The organism is Burkholderia sp. RF2-non_BP3 (assembly GCF_001522185.1).
Lineage (GTDB): Bacteria > Pseudomonadota > Gammaproteobacteria > Burkholderiales > Burkholderiaceae > Burkholderia > Burkholderia diffusa.
The window spans coordinates 164,151-177,927 of the sequence record NZ_LOSU01000009.1 but is presented as its reverse complement, the minus strand read 5'-3'; the positions used below and the strand labels follow the sequence as shown (position 1 = coordinate 177,927).

At 68.4% G+C, this 13,777-nt stretch carries 10 protein-coding genes; 6 read left to right on the top strand and 4 right to left on the bottom strand.

The window, feature by feature from the left end; translation table 11 throughout:
* Positions 1-8: 8 nt before the first annotated feature.
* A complete protein-coding gene (gene prpR, locus WS45_RS02935; protein ID WP_059698092.1) occupies positions 9-1,991 on the bottom strand; it encodes a propionate catabolism operon regulatory protein PrpR in 1,983 nt (660 codons plus the stop codon).
* A 170-nt stretch (positions 1,992-2,161) separates the two neighbouring features.
* Between prpR and prpB the strand changes: the two genes are divergently transcribed.
* The 4 genes from prpB to prpF all read left to right on the top strand — a co-directional run bounded on the left by prpB (position 2,162) and on the right by prpF (position 8,237).
* The gene (gene prpB / locus WS45_RS02930) at positions 2,162-3,055 is read left to right on the top strand and encodes a methylisocitrate lyase (RefSeq protein WP_044845010.1); all 894 of its coding nucleotides are present in this window, start codon (positions 2,162-2,164) and stop codon (positions 3,053-3,055) included.
* 115 nt (positions 3,056-3,170) lie between these two features.
* Complete coding sequence (gene prpC, locus WS45_RS02925; protein WP_059448941.1) at positions 3,171-4,343, top strand: bifunctional 2-methylcitrate synthase/citrate synthase; 1,173 nt, start codon at positions 3,171-3,173, stop codon at positions 4,341-4,343.
* An 82-nt stretch (positions 4,344-4,425) separates the two neighbouring features.
* Positions 4,426-7,020, top strand: coding sequence for a Fe/S-dependent 2-methylisocitrate dehydratase AcnD (acnD, locus tag WS45_RS02920; RefSeq protein ID WP_059689288.1), 2,595 nt, complete (start codon positions 4,426-4,428; stop codon positions 7,018-7,020).
* Positions 7,021-7,046: 26 nt separating this feature from the next.
* Positions 7,047-8,237, top strand: a complete 1,191-nt coding sequence (gene prpF, locus WS45_RS02915) for a 2-methylaconitate cis-trans isomerase PrpF (protein WP_059698091.1) — start codon at positions 7,047-7,049, stop codon at positions 8,235-8,237.
* Between the two features lie 22 nt (positions 8,238-8,259).
* Here the strand turns inward: prpF and WS45_RS02910 are convergent, their stop codons facing one another.
* On the bottom strand, positions 8,260-9,000 hold the full coding sequence (locus WS45_RS02910) for a hypothetical protein (RefSeq protein ID WP_059698089.1): 741 nt from the start codon (positions 8,998-9,000) through the stop codon (positions 8,260-8,262).
* 212 nt (positions 9,001-9,212) lie between these two features.
* Between WS45_RS02910 and WS45_RS02905 the strand changes: the two genes are divergently transcribed.
* Entirely contained in the window at positions 9,213-10,265 is a 1,053-nt protein-coding gene (locus tag WS45_RS02905; protein ID WP_059698087.1) for a CaiB/BaiF CoA transferase family protein, read from the top strand.
* 62 nt (positions 10,266-10,327) lie between these two features.
* Here the strand turns inward: WS45_RS02905 and WS45_RS02900 are convergent, their stop codons facing one another.
* Positions 10,328-10,771, bottom strand: coding sequence for a PaaI family thioesterase (locus WS45_RS02900; RefSeq protein ID WP_059467287.1), 444 nt, complete (start codon positions 10,769-10,771; stop codon positions 10,328-10,330).
* Positions 10,772-11,043: 272 nt separating this feature from the next.
* On the opposite strand from WS45_RS02900, the gene WS45_RS02895 reads away from it, so the two are divergent.
* Positions 11,044-12,672: a methyl-accepting chemotaxis protein gene (locus tag WS45_RS02895; RefSeq protein ID WP_059698085.1), complete on the top strand. Its 1,629-nt coding sequence runs from the start codon at positions 11,044-11,046 to the stop codon at positions 12,670-12,672.
* Here the strand turns inward: WS45_RS02895 and WS45_RS02890 are convergent.
* A complete protein-coding gene (locus WS45_RS02890) occupies positions 12,645-13,754 on the bottom strand; it encodes an AGE family epimerase/isomerase (RefSeq protein WP_059698082.1) in 1,110 nt (369 codons plus the stop codon). The two genes, WS45_RS02895 and WS45_RS02890, sit on opposite strands and share 28 nt — an antisense overlap.
* Positions 13,755-13,777: the final 23 nt, after the last annotated feature.

The following is a 13,777-nucleotide window of genomic DNA, read 5'->3' as shown; positions in this document are numbered from 1 at the left end:
ACCCACACCTATTTCGCCGACAGCTTCCGCCACAGCGTCGTCTTGCTGATGCCGAGCATCGCGCATGCGCGATCGCGGTCGCCGCCGCACGCATCGAGCACCGCGCGGATCTCGTCGGCTTCGGCGCGACGGCGACGCGCGTGGAGCGTCTGTGCGTCGTCGGTGTCGGTCGCGTCGGGCGGCGCCGCGAACAACTCGGGCGCGATCGCCTGCAGCGCATCGGACGTGAGCGCTGCGCACGCGGCGCCCGGATCGTGTTCGTCGACTTCCTCGGCCAGTTCCACCGCGATCCGCTCGACCACGTTCTGCAGTTCCCGCACGTTGCCGGGCCAACGGTAGCGCGCGAGCGTCGCTTGGGTCGCGTCGAGCACGCGCATCGCATCGCCGACCTCGCGCACGCGTTCGGCCAGCCGCGGTTCGCGCCGCGCGGCCTGCACGAGCAGCGTGGCCGCGAGCGCCGGAATGTCGGCGGCGCGCTCGCGCAGCGGCGGCAGGCCAATGTTCAGGATGTTGAGCCGGTAATACAGGTCCGCGCGGAATGTGCCGTCCTCGACGGCCGCGAGCAGCGGGCGGTGCGTCGCGGCGATCACGCGCACGTCGATGCGGATCGGCTCGGTCGAGCCGAGGCGGATCACCTCGCGCTCCTGCAGCACGCGCAGCAGCCGGCTTTGCAGCGATGGCGGCATCTCGCCGATCTCGTCGAGAAACAGCGTGCCGCGGTGCGCGGCCTCGAACAGCCCGGTCTTGCCGCCGCGCCGCGCGCCGGTGAACGCGCCTTCCTCGTAACCGAACAGCTCGCTCTCGAGCAGCGCCTCCGGAAACGCGCCGCAGTTGATCGCGACGAACGGATAGTTGCGCCGCACGGACAGCGCGTGCAGGCTCTGCGCGATCATTTCCTTGCCGGTGCCGCTTTCGCCGAGCACGAGGACGGTCGCGTCGGATTTCGCGTAGCGGCGCACGAGGTCGCGCACGCGCGCCATCGGTGCGGACGCGCCGACTACGTCGTCGAGCGTGAAGCGCGCCGCGAACTGCTGCGTGTTCGGTTGCGAGCGCAGCGCACGGTCGAGCCGTTCGACCGCGCGCGACTCCTGGAACGTCAGCACGCTGCCCGACGTGACGCCGCGATCGACCAGCGGCCCGCGATGCACGACGTAGCGCACGCCGCGCACGGTCGCGAGCGCGTCGCCGTCCTCGCCGCGCAGCGTGCGCAGCTCCGGACGCAGGTCGACGAGCGCGCGGCCGACGGCCGCCGCGGGTTCGACCCCGAGCGCCGACGCGAGCCGCTCGTTGATGGCTTCGACGCGACCGCGCGCATCGAGTGCGACCACGCCGTCGCGCAGGTGCTGCAACAGGTTGTCGAGCCGCTGGCGGCGAAACGCCTCGGCGTGCGTGGCGTACGCGACTTCGAGCGCCGTCTCGACCGCCTTGCGCACCGACGCGTGCGAATACAGAAACACCGCGCCCATGCCGGCGCTCGCCGCGAGATCGGTGACGAGGCCGGGGCCGACGATCGTTTCGATGCCGCGGTCGTGCAGGTCGTGCACACAGGCTTCCGCTTCCTGCGCGGACTGATATGACGCAAACTGCACGTCGAGGCCATAGGCGGCGACGAAGCGGCGCACTTCGGGCGGCGTCTCGCCGGCGCTGACGAGCGCGATCCGCGATGCGTCGCGCCGGGCGCGCGCGAGCGCCTGCATCACGTCGAAGCCGGTCGGCGACACCACCACGACCGGCACCTGCGCACGCGTTTTCAGGAAGCCGCCGTTCGAGCCGGCCGCGACGATCACGTCGGGCCGCGCGGTGCCGGCCTCCGCGATCGCGCTCAGCGCATCTTCGTACGCGCGCGTGACGATGCGCACGTCGGCACGTTCGTCGAATTCGCCGGCGATTTCGCGAAACAGGTCGCGCAGGCGGCTGATGCCCATCGCCCAGATGCGCGGGCGAACGGTGCGGTCGGCCGGGCCGACGGGCTTGGTCGAGGAGAGGTCCATGGCGATCGATTATGCGCGCGCGATTTCATTTTTGAAACATGGAATTGCCGAATTGAAATCACCGGACGATTCAATGCACCTGCCGGTTGCTTAAGAATCAGTGGGTTAGCGGCGTTTCGCGAGCTGGCCCGGTCCTTGCTGTTGATGGGCATTCCTTCAGGAGGCCGTTCATGAGCAACACGCATCTTCAGAGCGCCGGCGCGAAATTCCGCGCGGCAGTCGCGGCCGAGCAGCCGCTGCAGGTGGTCGGCGCGATCACCGCGTACGCAGCCAAGATGGCGCAGGCCGTCGGCTTCAAGGCCGTCTACCTGTCGGGCGGCGGCGTCGCCGCGAATTCGCTCGGGATCCCCGATCTCGGCATCAGCACGATGGAAGACGTGCTGATCGACGCGAACCGGATCACCAACGCGACCGACCTGCCGCTGCTGGTCGACATCGACACGGGCTGGGGCGGCGCGTTCAACATCGCGCGCACGGTGCGCTCGTTCATCAAGGCCGGCGTCGCGGCCGTCCACCTCGAGGACCAGGTCGGCCAGAAGCGTTGCGGCCACCGTCCGGGCAAGGAAGTCGTGCCGACCGACGAAATGGTCGATCGCGTGAAGGCCGCGGTCGATGCGCGCACGGACGACCAGTTCGTGATCATGGCCCGCACCGACGCGGCCGCCGCCGAAGGGATCGACGCCGCGATCGAGCGCGCGATCGCATACGTGGAAGCCGGCGCCGACATGATCTTCCCGGAAGCGATGAAGACGCTCGACGACTACCGCCGCTTCAAGGCCGCCGTGAAGGTGCCGATCCTCGCGAACCTGACCGAGTTCGGCTCGACGCCGCTGTTCACGCTCGACGAACTGCGCGAGGCGAACGTCGACATCGCGCTGTACTGCTGCGGCGCGTATCGCGCGATGAACAAGGCCGCGCTGAATTTCTACGAGACGCTGCGCCGCGACGGCACGCAGAAGGCTGCCGTGCCGACCATGCAGACCCGCGCCGAGCTGTACGACTTCCTCGGCTATCACGCCTACGAGCAGAAGCTCGACGAACTGTTCGCGCAGGGCAAGAAGTAACGCGGCCCGCGCGCCGGGACACGGTTCCCGGAATGCTTTGCATGAAGCCGGAGCGCGCGCACCCGCGCCGCGCCCGGCCGACATGACACCCCGATACCCATTGGAGAACGGAAACATGAGCGAGACGAAAGACGCAGCAGCACCGGCCGCCGCAGGCGCATTCAAGCCGAAGAAGTCGGTGGCGCTGTCGGGCGTGACGGCCGGCAACACGGCGCTGTGCACGGTCGGCAAGACCGGCAACGACCTGCACTACCGCGGCTACGACATTCTCGACGTCGCCGAATCGTGCGAGTTCGAGGAAATCGCGCACCTGCTCGTGCACGGCACGCTGCCGAACCTGACCGAACTGGCCGCGTACAAGACCAAGCTGCGCGCGCTGCGCGGTCTGCCGAACGCGCTGAAGGCCGCGCTCGAGCAGATCCCGGCCTCCGCCCACCCGATGGACGTGATGCGCACCGGCGTGTCGGTGCTCGGCACCGTGCTGCCGGAGAAGGACGATCACAACCTGCCGGGCGCGCGCGACATCGCCGACCGCCTGATGGCGTCGCTCGGCTCGATGCTGCTGTACTGGTATCACTTCTCGCACAACGGCAAGCGCATCGAGACGGAAACCGACGACGACTCGATCGGCGGCCACTTCCTGCACCTGCTGCACGGCAAGACGCCGTCGAAGTCGTGGGTCGACGCGATGCACACGTCGCTGATCCTGTACGCGGAGCACGAGTTCAACGCATCGACGTTCACCGGCCGCGTGATCGCGGGCACGGGCTCGGACATCTACTCGGCGATCACCGGTGCGATCGGCGCGCTGCGCGGGCCGAAGCACGGCGGCGCGAACGAAGTCGCGTATGAAATCCAGAGCCGCTACAGCTCGCCGGACGACGCCGAAGCCGATATCCGCCGCCGCGTCGAGAACAAGGAAGTCGTGATCGGCTTCGGCCATCCGGTCTACACGATCTCCGATCCGCGCAACAAGGTGATCAAGGGCGTCGCGCACAAGCTGTCGAAGGAAGCGGGCGACCTGAAGCTGTACAGCATCGCCGAGCGCCTCGAATCGGTGATGTGGGACGCGAAGAAGATGTTCCCGAACCTCGACTGGTTCAGCGCCGTGTCGTATCACATGATGGGCGTGCCGACCGCGATGTTCACGCCGCTGTTCGTGATCTCGCGCACGTCCGGCTGGAGCGCGCACATCATCGAGCAGCGCGTCGACAACAAGATCATCCGCCCGAGCGCGAACTACACCGGTCCGGAAGACCTGCAGTTCGTGCCGATCGAGAAGCGCTGACACGCCCGCCGCGCGCACCGGCGCCCATGATGCGGGCTGCCGGCGCGCGCGGAACGTCTTACCCCGATTTCCGCCCCACATCATGAATACCGCCTACCGCAAACCCCTGCCCGGCACGTCGCTGGACTTCTTCGACGCGCGTGCCGCGGTCGAAGCGATCGCCCCCGGCGCGTACGACACGCTGCCGTACACGTCGCGCGTGCTCGCCGAAAACCTCGTGCGCCGCTGCGATCCGGCGATCCTCGCCGATTCGCTGAAGCAGATCGTCGAGCGCAAGCGCGAACGCGACTTCCCGTGGTTCCCGGCGCGCGTGGTGTGCCACGACATCCTCGGCCAGACGGCGCTCGTCGACCTCGCGGGCCTGCGCGACGCGATCGCCGAGCGCGGCGGCGACCCGGCGAAGGTGAACCCGGTCGTGCCCGTGCAGCTGATCGTCGACCACTCGCTCGCCGTCGAGTGCGGCGGCTTCGATCCGGACGCGTTCGCGAAGAACCGCGCGATCGAGGATCGCCGCAACGAGGATCGCTTCCACTTCATCGAATGGACCAAGCAGTCGTTCGAGAACGTCGACGTGATCCCGCCGGGCAACGGCATCATGCACCAGATCAACCTGGAGAAGATGTCGCCGGTGATCCAGGTGCAGGATGGCGTCGCGTATCCGGACACCTGCGTCGGCACCGACAGTCACACGCCGCACGTCGACGCGCTCGGCGTGATCGCGATCGGCGTGGGCGGGCTGGAGGCGGAGAACGTAATGCTCGGCCGCGCATCGTGGATGCGCCTGCCCGACATCGTCGGCGTCGAACTGACCGGCAAGCGCCAGCCCGGCATCACCGCGACCGACATCGTGCTCGCGCTGACCGAATTCCTGCGCAAGGAAAAGGTGGTCGGCGCGTACCTGGAATTCCGCGGTGCGGGCGCGGCGAGCCTCACGCTCGGCGACCGCGCGACGATCTCGAACATGGCGCCCGAATATGGCGCGACGGCCGCGATGTTCTTCATCGACGGCCAGACGACCGACTACCTGCGCCTCACCGGCCGCAGCGACGAGCAGGTGAAGCTCGTCGAGACCTACGCGAAGGCGGCGGGCCTGTGGGCCGACACGCTGGACGGCGCGCAATACGAGCGCACGCTGACGTTCGACCTGTCGAGCGTGGTGCGCAACATGGCCGGCCCGTCGAACCCGCACAAGCGGCTGCCGACGTCCGACCTCGCCGCGCGCGGCATCGCCGGCCAGTGGGAAGAGAAGGCGGGCGAGATGCCCGACGGCGCGGTGATCATCGCCGCGATCACGAGCTGCACGAACACCAGCAACCCGCGCAACGTGATCGCCGCGGCCCTGCTCGCGCGCAACGCGAACGCAAAGGGCCTCACGCGCAAGCCGTGGGTGAAGAGCTCGCTCGCGCCGGGCTCGAAGGCGGTCGAGCTGTATCTGGAAGAAGCGAACCTGCTGCCGGAACTCGAGAAGCTCGGTTTCGGCATCGTCGCGTTCGCATGCACGACCTGCAACGGGATGTCGGGCGCGCTCGATCCGAAGATCCAGCAGGAGATCGTCGATCGCGACCTGTATGCGACCGCCGTGCTGTCCGGCAACCGCAACTTCGACGGCCGCATCCACCCGTATGCGAAGCAGGCGTTTCTCGCGTCGCCGCCGCTCGTCGTCGCGTATGCGATCGCCGGCACGATCCGCTTCGACATCGAGAAGGACGCGCTCGGCCACGACCAGGACGGCAAGCCCGTCACGCTGAAGGACATCTGGCCGACCGACGAGGAGATCGACGCGATCGTCGCATCGAGCGTGAAGCCCGAGCAGTTCCGCAAGGTCTACGAACCGATGTTCGCGCGCACCACCGATGCGGGCGAGCGCGCGGCGCCGCTGTACGACTGGCGTCCGCAAAGCACGTACATTCGCCGTCCGCCGTACTGGGAAGGCGCGCTGGCCGGCGAGCGCACGCTCAAGGGCATGCGCCCGCTCGCGGTGCTCGGCGACAACATCACGACCGATCACCTGTCGCCATCGAACGCGATCCTCGCGAACAGCGCGGCCGGCGAGTACCTCACGAAGATGGGCCTGCCGGAAGAGGACTTCAATTCGTACGCGACGCACCGGGGAGACCACCTGACCGCGCAGCGCGCCACCTTCGCGAACCCGACGCTGATCAACGAGATGGCGGTCGTCGACGGCGCGGTGAAGAAGGGCTCGCTCGCGCGCGTCGAGCCCGAAGGCAAGGTCATGCGGATGTGGGAAGCGATCGAGACGTACATGAATCGCAAGCAGCCGCTGATCGTCGTCGCCGGCGCCGACTACGGCCAGGGCTCGTCGCGCGACTGGGCCGCGAAGGGCGTGCGGCTCGCGGGCGTCGAGGCGATCGTCGCCGAAGGGTTCGAGCGGATCCACCGCACGAACCTGATCGGGATGGGCGTGCTGCCGCTCGAGTTCAAGCCGGGCACGAACCGCGCGACGCTCGGCATCGACGGCACCGAGACCTTCGACGTGATCGGCGAGCGTACGCCGCGCGCCGATCTCACGCTCGTGATTCACCGCAAGAACGGCGAGCGCGTCGCGACGCCCGTGACGTGCCGTCTCGATACGGCCGAGGAAGTGTCGATCTACGAGGCGGGCGGCGTGCTGCAGCGTTTCGCGCAGGACTTCCTCGAATCGTCGCAGGCCGCCTGACCGGGCCACACAGGGACAACGCAAACATGGCTCATATTCCTCAAATCAGGATTCCGGCGACGTATATCCGCGGCGGCACCAGCAAGGGCGTGTTCTTCCGGCTGCAGGATCTGCCGGACGCCGCGCAGGCGCCGGGCGCCGCACGCGACGCGCTGCTGCTGCGCGTGATCGGCAGCCCCGATCCGTACGGCAAGCAGATCGACGGGATGGGCGGCGCGACGTCGTCGACCAGCAAGACGGTGATCGTGTCGAAGAGCACGCGCCCCGGCCACGACGTCGACTACCTGTTCGGGCAGGTCGCGATCGACCGCGCGTTCGTCGACTGGACCGGCAACTGCGGGAACCTGTCGGCGGCGGTCGGCCCGTTCGCGATCAGCGGCGGGCTCGTCGATGCGTCGCGCGTGCCGCGCGACGGTATCGCGACCGTGCGCATCTGGCAGGCGAACATCGGCAAGACGATCGTCGCGCACGTGCCGATCACGAACGGCGCGGTGCAGGAGACGGGCGATTTCGAGCTGGACGGCGTCACGTTTCCGGCCGCCGAAGTACAGCTCGAGTTCATGGATCCGGCTGCGGAGGAAGAAGGCTCGGGCGGCTCGATGTTCCCGACCGGCAACCTCGTCGACGACCTCGCCGTGCCGGGCATCGGCACGTTGAAGGCGACGATGATCAACGCGGGGATTCCGACCATCTTCGTCGAGGCCGAGGCGATCGGCTATACGGGCACCGAACTGCAGGACGCGATCAACGGCGACCCGAAGGCGCTCGAGAAGTTCGAGACGATCCGCGCGCACGGCGCGCTGCGCATGGGCCTGATCGACACGCTCGACGAGATCGCAACGCGGCAGCACACGCCGAAGGTCGCGTTCGTCGCGAAGCCGGCCGACTATGTCGCGTCGAGCGGCAAGCGCGTGAACGCGGGCGACATCGACCTGCTGGTGCGGGCGATGTCGATGGGCAAGCTGCATCACGCGATGATGGGCACGGCGGCGGTCGCGATCGGCACGGCCGCGGCGATTCCCGGCACGCTCGTCAACCTGGCGGCGGGCGGCGGTGAACGCAACGCGGTGCGCTTCGGCCATCCGTCGGGGACGCTGCGCGTCGGCGCGGAAGCCCGGCTCGAAAATGGCGAATGGACCGTCACGAAGGCGATCATGAGCCGCAGCGCACGCGTGCTGATGGAAGGCTGGGTGCGGGTGCCGGGGGATGCGTTCTAACAGGCATTAGAGCGCCACGGCGTCAATATTGGGCGTGGCCGCCGCGCTGTTGCCGGCGTCGGCGGTCCAATTCGTCGTGCCGGTCGATCAGGTCGAGAGCCAGCGCAAGCAGGTCGCGCTGATAGGTGTATCGCTGGACGATCACATTCAACATGACACCGCCGATCGCGAGGCCACCGAGAAAGGCTGCGCCATAGAGAAACGCGTTCTGTTGCCACGTGTTCTGGAGGCTCTTGAGCGTGTTGAGCGTTGCCCATCCCATGCTGCCGAGTGCGAGAATGGCAACCTTGTCGGCGCCGCCCAGAAAGAAGCCGAGCCGATCCTTGATTCGGGCAATTCGGATGGACAGCCATACGTCCGTACTTTCGAGTAATTGCCGATCGAAGATCAACAGCTTTCTCGCCTGCGTGGTGTCGTGCTCGATTTCCAGAATCAGTCGCTTCAGGGAATTGTGTTTGAAGCGGGCGAGCATCACCGCGGCGGGAATAACGTCGACGACGAGTGACAGCAGCGCGAGGATCGTCGTGGCGATACCAATGAAAAGAGCCACTGTGAGCCAGCCGCCTTGAATCGGCTGGACAAATTTGACCCACCCGGCGAAGCCCAGCAGGATCGCAAATAGCGCCACCCCGGTCCATCTGCATACGGCTGCGATACGTGCCACCCATTTGTCGAACGCGGTTTGCATTGCTTGCGGGGGCAATTGCTTCATTCCGTCGAGCATCTTCAAGATTTTGAAGAACGCGTTATTGGCGATGGTCATGCATTTTCCTCGGATCAGATCGGATGGAATCGGGTGCGAAACGTCGATAGTTGATGCGCTCGGGCGGAATGGTCAATGCGTCGATGAAATTGTGCACGCTGCGGCAGTGATCTCGTGCGGATAGAACCGTCGCGTATTGTCAACGAGCGAAAATGGCGGGCATATCGCCGCTACGTCCCCCGGCGCGGTTTGCCTCTGTCAAGGAGCCCGGTATGTCGATGCACTCCCCTCTCACCGGCGTCCACATCGTCGAATTCGAAGGCCTCGGCCCCGGCCCGCTCGCGGGCTGGATGCTCGCCGGGATGGGCGCGCGCATCACGCTGATCGCGCGTCCGGCAGGCCGCACCAGCGCGCCGGACGCGCTGCAGGGCCGCGACGGCGACCTGCTGCGCGAAGGCAAGACGATCGTCGAGCTGGATCTGAAGACGCCGGCCGGCCGCGACGCGGCGCTCGCGCTGATCGCGCAGGCCGACGCGCTGATCGAGGGGTTGCGGCCCGGCGTGATGGAGCGCCTCGGTCTCGGCCCGGACGATTGCGCACGCGGCAATCCGAAGCTCGTGTACGGACGGATGACGGGCTGGGGCCAGGACGGACCGCTCGCGGCGGCCGCCGGGCACGACCTGAACTACGTTGCGCTGACCGGGCTGCTGTCGCTATCCGCGCCGCGCGACGGCCGGCCCGGCGTGCCGCCGACCGTCGTCGGCGATGCCGGCGGTGCGCTCGGGCTCGCATTCGGGATCGTCTGCGCGATGTTCGACGTGCGCGGCGGCGGGCCGGGGCGCGTGGTCGACGGCGCGATCGTCGACATCGTGTCGATGCTCGGCTCGCTCGCGTTGTGGGCACGCGCGAACGGGCAACTCGATGGCGCGCAGCCGAGCCTCTTCCACGATGCGCCGTTTTACGACGTATATCGCTGCGCGGACGGCGAATGCGTGACGATCGGCGCGCTCGAGCCGCCGTTCTACGCGTTGCTGGTCGAGCGGCTCGGGTTGAGCGATGTCGATCCGGCGTCGCAGTACGACCGCGCGCGCTGGCCGGCGCTGAAGGCGCGCTTTGCGGAGGTGTTCGCGCAGCAGCCGTCCGCGCACTGGCGCGCGCTGCTCGAAGGCACCGACGCGTGCTTTGCCCCCGTGCTGAGCGTGGCCGCTGCGGTCGAGCATCCGCACATTGCGGCGCGCGGGATCTATCGAACTGACGAGAACGGGAACGTGCGGGCGCGCGTGGCGCCGCGGTTTCTATCGTTGCAGGAGGATGACGCGGGTTGACGGAGCCGGTGCGCGGGGCTTGCCGCCGCGTGTGCTCCGCCGTGTCGAGCGATATCGGCCGCTTACGCCGTTTCCTCCGGCGCATCCGGCATCTTGCCGTCGCCGACGCGATTGATCGTGCCTTGCGCGATCGCGACGAGCCGCTCGTGATCGCCGTCGATGACGAACACATGACACTGGCAGGTCGCCTGATGCCGGCCCGCGTAGACGACCTTCGCGCGCGCGACGAGCGTGCCGTTCACGGCCGGCCGCAGGTAGTTGATCTTGTATTCGGCGGTGATGACGCGCGGGCCGAGCACGAGCGCGCCGGCGAAGGTCAGCGCGTTGTCGGCGAGGTAGCCGATCACGCCGCCGTGCACGAAGCCGTGCTGCTGCCGCAGCTCTTCCCGCACGGGCAGGCACAGCGACACTTCGTTGTCGCCGATATGCATCAGCTCCGTGCCCAGCAGCATGCTGAACGGTTGCGCGCGCAATGCGCCGCGCGCGTGGTCCGTGATGTCCGTCATCGACTGCCCTCGCAATGCGTGTCCGCTTGCGCTGAACTCTAGGAAGGGGGCTGCGGATAAGCAAGGAAATTCGTCCGCATTTCGCGCAACGGCCGGCGCGATGCGACGCGATTATTGCGCCGAACGCGCGCGTTGTCCTCGTTTGCCGGCGATTCGACGGGGATGGCGGGGACTGGCCGGGCGCCGCTTGCCGGATGTTCCTAAAGTCCGCCGAAGAAATGCCGCTAATGCCGGGGCATTGCTCCATCGTCGCCTCTCCAGGAATCTCCCCCATGTTCGGAAAAATCAAGCTCGCGTCGGGTCTGCTCGGCGTGTTGACCGTGTTTTGCCTCTTTCTGTTCGCGATCGAGGCGCTCGGCTTCTGGGCGCTCGCATCGACGCGCAGCGGCGTCGACGACCTGTCGAACGTCGCGATCGCGCAGGTCGACGCGGCCAGCCAGGCGACCGAGCGCCTGCTCGACGCCCGCGTGAACCTGTCGCGCGCGGGCACGCGGATGGTGCGCGGCGGCCCGAAGCCCGACGAGATCATCCGCCATGCCAGCGCTTCGCTCGCCGAAGCGGACAAGGCGTTCGCCGCGCTGACGGCCGCGCAGGCCGTCGACGCGACGAACCGCGCGCGCGTGGCGGCGCTCGTCGAGCGCTATCGCGCGCTGCGCGGCGCGCTGGGCGAACTCGTGCAGTTCCTCGACGCCGACAACATCCAGGCGTTCCTCGACCAGCCGACGCAGGGCTTCCAGGACGCATACCTCGCCGAACTGCACCGCTTCGCCGACTACGGCGCCGCGTCGAGCCGCGACGCGCTCGCCACGATCGATAGCGGGATTCAGTGGTTCAAGTGGGTCGGCATCGTGCTGCTGGTGGCGATGCTCGCCGCGAGCGCGGCGATTTACGCCGCCGCGCGGCGCGCGGTGGTCGCGCCGCTGGACGAGGCTGGCCGCCATTTCGAGCGCATCGCGCAGGGCCGGCTCGACGAAGCCGTGCGGGCGGGCGGCGTGTTCGAGATCGACCGGATGTTGCGCGGCCTTGCCACGATGCAGGCGAGCATCGCGGACACCGTGCGCACCGTGCGTCACGCGTCCGATGCGATCCACCTCGGCGCGGGCGAGATCGCCGGCGGCAACGCGGACCTGTCCGCGCGCACGGGCACGCAGGCCGCGTCGCTCGAGGAAACCGCCGCGAGCATGGAGGAACTGACCGCGACCGTCCGCCAGAACACCGACAGCGCGCGTGCGGCCAGCGCGCTGGCCGACGCGGCGCTCGACGCGACGCGCCACGGCGGCGGCGTGGTCGACAGCGTGATCGACCGGATGCGCGGCATCGCCCAAAGCTCCGGGCGCATCGCGGAGATCATCTCGGTGATCGACGGTATCGCCTTCCAGACCAACATCCTCGCGCTGAACGCGGCGGTCGAGGCCGCGCGGGCCGGCGAGCAGGGCCGCGGCTTCGCGGTGGTCGCGGGCGAAGTGCGCTCGCTCGCGCAGCGCAGCGCGCAATCGGCGAAGGAAATCAAGGCACTGATCGAGGAGTCGGTCACGCAGATCGACGGCGGCTCGGAACTCGTCGAACGGGCCGGCGACGCGATGCGGACGGTTTCGGCGTCGATCACGCGGGTCGTGCAGACGATGTCGGAGATCACGGCCGCGTCGGTCGAGCAGAGCGTCGGCATCGAGCAGGTCAATCAGGCGGTCACGCAGATGGACCAGTTGACGCAGCAGAACGCGGCGCTGGTGGAGGAAGTCGCGGCGGCGGCCGCGTCGCTGAACGACCAGACCGCGCACCTGATGCAGGCGGTGTCGGTGTTCGAACTGGGCGACGCGCGCGCGGCTCGCGGTGTTCGCGACGCGCGCGCGTCGTCGTCGTTTGCCGGCGCCGGTTACGAAGCGGCGGGCAGCGCCGCGTAAGCGGTCGCGAGGTGGTAGGGCGTCGTCGACGGCATGTCGGCGCGCGACACCTGCCCGTCGGCCGTCTTGCACTCGAACCAGCCGCGCGGATGCAGGAAGCGCGCGGCGAAGCGCTCGATCTGCTGCGCGAGCGGTGCGGAGGCCGGCGTGCCGCCGTGCGTGGCGAGCGCGCGCAGGTATTCGGTCTGCGCCCAGATCCGCTGCGTGCCGTCGATGCATGCGCCTTGCGCGTCGACCGCCGCGCACACGGCGCCCGTCTGCGGATCGATCCCGTGCTGCTCGGCGAACACGAACGCGCGCGCGAGCGCGTCGGGGAGCCCGGTTTGCGCGAGGCGCGCGCCGGCCGTATCGACCAGATAGAACCATTCGAACTGATGGCCGGGCTCGAAGCGGTTGTCGGCCGCCCCGAGCGGCAGTTCGGCGACGCAGCCGGTCGCCGTATCGACGAACGTGCGCTCGACGGCCTGCGCGGTGCGCACGAGCGCATCGTCGAACGCCGCGTCGCCGAACGCATCGGCGGCCGCGAGCCATGCTTCGGTCAGGTGCATCAGCGGGTTCTGCAGCGCGCCGCTGCCCGACGACGAGAAGTCGGCGTGACGCGCGGCGTCGAGCAGCGCGTCGCCCGGCTGCGGCGCGAAGCGGTCCTGGATCAGCGCGGCGGTGTCCTCGGCGACCGTGCGCGCCGCGGCATCGCCCGACGCCGCATGCCATGCGGCACACGCGAACACGACGAACGCGTGCGTATAAAGGTCCTTGGTCGTGTCGAGCGGCGCGCCTTGCGCATCGACGCTGTAGAACCAGCCGCCGTGGCGCGGGTCGCGGAAGCGGCGGCACAGCGAGTCGAACAGCGTGGCCGCGTGCGCGGTGTGGCCGGCCTGCGCGAACACGAACAGTTGTCGCGCGCATGCCATTGCGCGATAACGGGTGACGGGCAGCGGCGCATGGGTGGCCGGATCGACGGCCTCGAACGGCAGCCGCAGCGTCTGGTCGAACCCTGAACCCTGCCAGATCGGCAGGATGACGTGCGCAAAATGGTCGCGCAATCGGGCGGCCTGGGCGGAAGCGGAATCGGGAACGGACATGGCGGGGTTGAGCGCTTGGATCG

Excerpts from the sequence above, each read along its gene's own strand:
- prpR (WP_059698092.1), bottom strand. The coding sequence starts at position 1,991 with ATGGACCTCTCCTCGACCAAGCCCGTCGGCCCGGCCGACCGCACCGTT.
- prpB (WP_044845010.1), top strand. The coding sequence starts at position 2,162 with ATGAGCAACACGCATCTTCAGAGCGCCGGCGCGAAATTCCGCGCGGCA.
- prpC (WP_059448941.1), top strand. The coding sequence starts at position 3,171 with ATGAGCGAGACGAAAGACGCAGCAGCACCGGCCGCCGCAGGCGCATTC.
- acnD (WP_059689288.1), top strand. The coding sequence starts at position 4,426 with ATGAATACCGCCTACCGCAAACCCCTGCCCGGCACGTCGCTGGACTTC.
- prpF (WP_059698091.1), top strand. The coding sequence starts at position 7,047 with ATGGCTCATATTCCTCAAATCAGGATTCCGGCGACGTATATCCGCGGC.
- WS45_RS02910 (WP_059698089.1), bottom strand. The coding sequence starts at position 9,000 with ATGACCATCGCCAATAACGCGTTCTTCAAAATCTTGAAGATGCTCGAC.
- WS45_RS02905 (WP_059698087.1), top strand. The coding sequence starts at position 9,213 with ATGTCGATGCACTCCCCTCTCACCGGCGTCCACATCGTCGAATTCGAA.
- WS45_RS02900 (WP_059467287.1), bottom strand. The coding sequence starts at position 10,771 with ATGACGGACATCACGGACCACGCGCGCGGCGCATTGCGCGCGCAACCG.
- WS45_RS02895 (WP_059698085.1), top strand. The coding sequence starts at position 11,044 with ATGTTCGGAAAAATCAAGCTCGCGTCGGGTCTGCTCGGCGTGTTGACC.
- WS45_RS02890 (WP_059698082.1), bottom strand. The coding sequence starts at position 13,754 with ATGTCCGTTCCCGATTCCGCTTCCGCCCAGGCCGCCCGATTGCGCGAC.